Origin of the sequence: Tropicimonas sp. (genome assembly GCF_047971885.1) — a bacterium.
Taxonomy (GTDB): Bacteria; Pseudomonadota; Alphaproteobacteria; order Rhodobacterales; family Rhodobacteraceae; genus Tropicimonas.
Genome location: NZ_JBKEAE010000020.1, coordinates 1 through 5,392, shown reverse-complemented (window position 1 = coordinate 5,392; position 5,392 = coordinate 1). Strand labels below are relative to the sequence as shown.

Below are 5,392 nucleotides of genomic sequence, written 5' to 3'. Positions count from 1 at the left end.
GCTGTGGGAACGGGCAAAATCCTATACCGAACAGGTGATTGCCACGTTCGACGTGCGCACACCGGGGCCGCAGGTCGCCGCGCGGGCGCTTTCGGGCGGCAATCTGCAAAAGTTCGTCATCGGGCGCGAGGTGCTGCAAAAGCCCGACGTGCTGATCGTCAACCAGCCGACATGGGGCGTCGATGCCGCCGCGGCCGCCGCGATCCGGCAGGCGCTGCTCGACCTCGCGGCGGGAGGGACCGCCGTGGTGGTGATTTCGCAGGACCTCGACGAACTGCTCGAAGTTTCCGACCGTTTCGCCGCGCTGAACGCCGGGCACCTGTCGGCGCCCCTGCCGGCGCGGGGCCTGACGATGGAGCAGGTCGGGCTGATGCTGGGCGGCGCCCACGACATGGACGTGGCTCACACCCATCGCGCCGGGCGGATCAAGGAAAGCTACGAGGAAGGCCATACATGATCCGGCTGGAAAAACGCCCCACGCCCTCGCAATTCTGGACCTGGGCAACACCGCTGCTGGCCGTTCTGCTGACCATGGTGGCGGGCGGGCTGATGTTCGCCGTCCTCGGCAAGGATCCCCTGGCGGCGATCCGGATCATTTTTTACGATCCGCTCTTCGATCCGCAATTCGCCAGCTATTCGCGCCCACAACTGCTGGTCAAGGCCGCGCCGCTGATCCTGATCGCGGTGGGGCTGGCGATGGGATTTCGCGCCGGGATCTGGAACATCGGCGCCGAGGGGCAGTATATCATGGGGGCGATTTTCGGCGCGGCCACCGGGCTGGCCTGCTTTCCGACCGAAAGCCCGCTGATCTTTCCGGCGATGGTGCTTGCCGGCGCCCTGGGCGGTTTTCTCTGGGCGATGATCCCCGCCGTGCTGAAGGTGGTCTTCGGAACCAACGAAATCCTCGTCTCGCTGCTGCTGGTCTATGTGGCCGAAAAACTCGTCGCCGCGATGGCGCTCGGCCCGCTGAGAAACCCCGACGGCGGCGGCTTTCCCGGCTCGCGCAACCTGCAGCAATATCCCGCCGCCTCGAACCCCGAACTGTTCGCCGGCACGGGCATGCACTGGGGCGTGGTTGCGGCCTTCATCGCGGTGATCTTCGGCTATGTCCTGCTGTCGCGGCACCTGACGGGCTATCATATCCGGCTGGCCGGCCAGTCGCCGCGCGCCGCCCGGTTCGGCGGGGTGAACCCGGCGCATCTGGTCTATTTCTGCCTCGGTCTCAGCGGCGCGCTGGCCGGGCTTGCCGGATTGTTCGAGGTTGCCGGCCCGGCGGGCCAGATCACCACGTCGTTCAACACCGGCTACGGTTTCACCGCCATCATCGTCGCCTTCCTCGGCCGTCTCAATCCGATCGGCATCCTGCTGGCGGGGCTACTGATGGCGCTGACCTATATCGGGGGAGAGCTTGCCTCGTTCATGCTTGGCCTTCCGGCGGCGGCGATCCAGGCCTTTCAGGGGATGCTGCTGTTCTTTCTTCTGGGGGTCGATGTGCTGACCAACTACCGTATCCGGATCGGCCGCGAGGGAATTGCCTGATGGATCTTTCCTCGATCAACTGGCTGCTGCTTCTGGCCTCGATGATGGTGGCCGCCACCCCGATCCTGCTGGCCGGCATCGGCGAACTGGTGGTCGAACGCGCCGGCGTTCTCAACCTCGGGGTCGAGGGGATGATGATCACCGGCGCGATCTGCGGTTTCGCCGCCGCCAGCCAGACCGGCAGCGCGACGGTGGGCTACCTGGCCGCCGCCGCCGGGGGCGCGGCGCTTTCGATGCTGTTCGGCGTGCTGACCCAGTACCTGCTGTCGAACCAGGTCGCCACCGGCCTTGCGCTCACGCTGTTCGGGCTCGGGTTCTCCGCCCTGATCGGGCAGGGTCATGTCGGTGTGCTGGGTATCCGCGTCGACGATCTGGACCTCGGTCCGCTGGCGGATCTGCCGGTGCTCGGCCCGGTCCTGTTCCGGCACGACGCAATGGTCTATGTCTCGATCGCCATCGTCGCCTCGGTCTGGCTGTTTCTCGGCAGGACACGCGGCGGGCTGATCCTGCGCGCGGTGGGCGAAAGCCACGATGCCGCCCATGCGCTCGGCTACAAGGTGGTGCGCATCCGCATGCTGGCGATTGCCTTTGGCGGTGCCTGCGCCGGTCTGGGCGGGGCCTATCTCAGCCTCGTGCGCGTGCCGCAATGGACCGAGGGCATGACGGCGGGCGCCGGCTGGATCGCGCTGGCGCTGGTCGTCTTCGCCTCGTGGCGGCCATGGCGGGTGCTGATCGGCGCCTATCTGTTCGGCGGGCTCACCGTTCTTCAGTTGAATCTCCAGGCGGCGGGGCTCAAGGTTCCGGTGGAGTACCTTGCCATGTCGCCGTATCTGATCACCATTCTGGTGCTGGTCGTCATTTCCAGCCGTGGCCGGGCAGCGCTCGGCGCACCGGCAACGCTTGGCCAGACCTTCCACGCCTCGAACTGATCCGGAAAGGATCGCATAACAGGGAGACCACAATGCTCAGAAGAACCTTTCTTGCCACCGCCGCGGTCGTCGGCCTTGCCACGACCGCCTTTGCACAGGACGATCAGACCAAGGTCGGCTTCGTCTATGTCGGGCCCAAGAACGATGGCGGCTGGAGCCAGCACCACCACGAGGCCGCGATGGAAATGGCGGCGCATTTCGGCGACAGGGTCGAAGTCGTGGTGCAGGAAAGCGTGCCCGAGGGCGCCGATGCCGAGCGGGTACTGACCCAGATGGCGCTGAGCGGCGCCGATCTGATATTCACCACCTCCTTCGGGTTCATGGACGCCACCGTCAACGTCGCCCAGAAGTTCCCCGACGTGAAATTCGAACACGCCACCGGCTACAAGACCGCGCCCAATGTCGGTGTCTATTCTGCCCGCTTCTACGAGGGTCGCGCGGTACAGGGCTATCTTGCCGGCAAGATGACCAAAACCAACAAGATCGGCTATATCGCTTCCTTCCCGATTCCCGAGGTCATCCGCGGCATCAACTCGGCCTATATCCACGCCAGAAAGGTGAACCCCAACGTCGAATTCGCCGTGATCTGGGCCTACACCTGGTTCGACCCGGCCAAGGAGAGCGACGCCGCACAGGCGCTGATCGAACAGGGCGCCGACGTGATCCTCCAGCACACCGATTCGACCGCGCCGCAGGCTGCGGCGCAGAAGGCCGGCAATGTCTATACCTTCGGACAGGCCGCCGACATGGCTGAATTCGCACCGATGCCGCGCATCTCGTCGATCATCGACGTCTGGGCGCCCTATTACATCGAGCGTGTCGGCGCGGTAATGGATGGCACCTGGGAAAGCGACAACACTTGGGACGGCATCGGCGCCGGCATGGTCGGCATCGGCGAGATTTCCTCGGCCGTGCCCGACGACATCAAGGCCGAGGCCGAGGCGTTGCGTGACAGTATCGCCAACGGCAGCTACCATCCCTTCACCGGCCCGCTGAACAGGCAGGACGGCTCGGCCTGGCTCGCCGAAGGCGAGGTTGCCGACGACGGCACACTGGCCGGAATGAACTTCTACGTCGAGGGGCTGACGGGCGAAATTCCTCAGTAAGCGGAGACGAACCCGCGATCTGCCGAGAGGCCCGCACCCGTGCGGGTCTTTCGCGCAGTCGCCCGATTATCCGTTGTTCCCTCTTGTAAATTTGATCTGGTCGGGCAGTGGTTCTTTTGGTGGTATGGGAGGCCGCGGGCAGGGCCCTCGTAATAGCGCGGGCCGCATGGTCGTGGCGCTCCCGTGACGAACTTGTCCCATAATGCTTCCTTCCATTCCAACGAAAGGATCGCACCATCAAACCGTGGGATCAAACACCTAGTGGCACCAGCAGCTTAGGTCACTGGGAAATACGCATTTGCAATCAGGCTCAATCGGATGTCGCGGTATTGGCGGAGCTACTGTGCGTGTCAATCCTAATAACATCGGGCGGCAGCGTTAATGAAAACGCTACGGCAGTTCAGTGGGAATATGCAAACAGACCCGCAACCGTATGCGCGCCCGCATCATGAGCGGGTATTGGTGCTTCAAGGCTCCCTATGGATATCGCTATGAACGAAAGAGCGGTCACGGCAACCTGCTGGTGCGGGATGAGCCTCTGGCAACCATCATACAGGACGCGCTTGAAGGCTATGCTTGCGGACGCTTTGCCTCGCAGGTAGAAGTGAAGCGCTTCTTCGAAGATCAGCCATCCTTCCCGAAATGCCTCCCCAACGGTGAAATCCGTCAGCAACGGGTGACGGACATTCTCACGCGGGCAACCTATGCCGGGTATATCGAGGTGCCTGAATGGGACATCACGCTTCGCAAGGGCCAACATGAAGGGCTGGTGAGCTTTGCCAGTTGGAAGAAGGTACAGGACAAGCTGAACGGCAAGGCCAAGGCACCGTTCCGAAAGGATATTGCCGAAGACTTCCCGTTGCGCGGATTCATTGCCTGCGGGGATTGCGGAAAGCCCATGACCTCGTGCTGGTCGAAAGGCTCCACCAGGTCATATCCGTATTACCTGTGCGACACCAAAGGCTGCGACTCGTACCGCAAGTCGATCCGCCGCGCTGATGTCGAAGAGGGGTTCGAGTTGCTCCTACGGAATATGACGCCGTCACGCAACCTGCTCAGCGTTGCCCGCAAGATGTTTGCCGATCTGTAGGACGAGCGGCTGGCACGGGCGGAGGCTGACGAACAGGACCTGAGAAAGCGCCTTGCTGAAATCGAGCGCCAGAGTGACGCGCTTCTGGCCCGGATCGTGGAGACCGACAGCCTCCCCGTCATCACGGCATATGAGAAAAAGATCGGCGCGCTCAGTGAAGAAAAGCTGCTTGTATCTGAAAAACTCGAAAATCTGACGCCGCCTTCGGGCGCGTTCGAAAATCTCTTCGAACTGGCATGGCGGTTTTTGTCAAACCCTTGGAGAATATGGGAAAGCGAGGTGCTGCACCTGCGCAGACTGGTCCTCAGACTGACCTGAGCACAGCAACTCGTATATGACCGGAAAACAGGTTACCGAACTCCGGATTTATCTTACCGTTCAAACTTTTAAGCTCTTCACAAACCCCTGTTTGTGAAATGGTGCCCCAAGACGGACTCGAACCGCCGACCTACTATTTACGAAACAGTTGCTCTACCAGCTGAGCTATTGGGGCCCCGCGTCGGATCGTTAACCGACCAACCGCCAACGTGCAACAGCAATTGAACACGCCGCAGCGCATAGAAGTTCACCGGATTGGCCTGGATCACGATGCTGACCGAGGCCGGGGTGCGCATCTCGATAGACGGGCGTGGCCGGTGCATGGACAACATCTTCATCGAGCGGCTCTGGCGGTCCCTGAAGCAGGAAGCGGTCTACCTCGAAGAGCTGACCGATGGCTTCCAGGCGCA

General features: G+C 62.4%; 5 protein-coding genes, 1 tRNA gene and 2 pseudogenes. 7 read left to right on the top strand and 1 reads right to left on the bottom strand.

Annotated elements, in window-relative coordinates; genetic code table 11:
• From ACK5IR_RS02140 to ACK5IR_RS02115, 6 genes and pseudogenes are all read left to right on the top strand, one after another.
• Positions 1–457 (top strand): annotated as a pseudogene (locus ACK5IR_RS02140) (hypothetical protein); the annotation flags it as partial.
• Positions 454–1,539 carry an ABC transporter permease gene (locus ACK5IR_RS02135; protein ID WP_416925436.1) on the top strand — a complete coding sequence of 362 codons (1,086 nt, stop codon included), beginning with the start codon at positions 454–456 and terminating at the stop codon, positions 1,537–1,539. The pseudogene ACK5IR_RS02140 and the gene ACK5IR_RS02135, both read left to right, overlap by 4 nt.
• Positions 1,539–2,468, top strand: coding sequence for an ABC transporter permease (locus ACK5IR_RS02130; RefSeq protein ID WP_416925434.1), 930 nt, complete (start codon positions 1,539–1,541; stop codon positions 2,466–2,468). Before ACK5IR_RS02135 ends, ACK5IR_RS02130 begins: the two co-directional genes overlap by 1 nt.
• Before the next feature lie 32 nt (positions 2,469–2,500).
• Positions 2,501–3,574, top strand: coding sequence for a BMP family ABC transporter substrate-binding protein (locus ACK5IR_RS02125; RefSeq protein WP_416925432.1), 1,074 nt, complete (start codon positions 2,501–2,503; stop codon positions 3,572–3,574).
• Between the two features lie 433 nt (positions 3,575–4,007).
• Positions 4,008–4,664 carry a recombinase zinc beta ribbon domain-containing protein gene (locus ACK5IR_RS02120; protein WP_416925430.1) on the top strand — a complete coding sequence of 219 codons (657 nt, stop codon included), beginning with the start codon at positions 4,008–4,010 and terminating at the stop codon, positions 4,662–4,664.
• 96 nt (positions 4,665–4,760) lie between these two features.
• A complete protein-coding gene (locus ACK5IR_RS02115) occupies positions 4,761–4,982 on the top strand; it encodes a hypothetical protein (protein ID WP_416925428.1) in 222 nt (73 codons plus the stop codon).
• A gap of 99 nt (positions 4,983–5,081) precedes the next feature.
• Here the strand turns inward: ACK5IR_RS02115 and ACK5IR_RS02110 are convergent.
• A tRNA-Thr gene (locus ACK5IR_RS02110) sits at positions 5,082–5,157 on the bottom strand.
• 104 nt (positions 5,158–5,261) lie between these two features.
• Between ACK5IR_RS02110 and ACK5IR_RS02105 the strand changes: the two are divergent.
• Positions 5,262–5,392: pseudogene (locus ACK5IR_RS02105) on the top strand (IS3 family transposase); the annotation flags it as partial.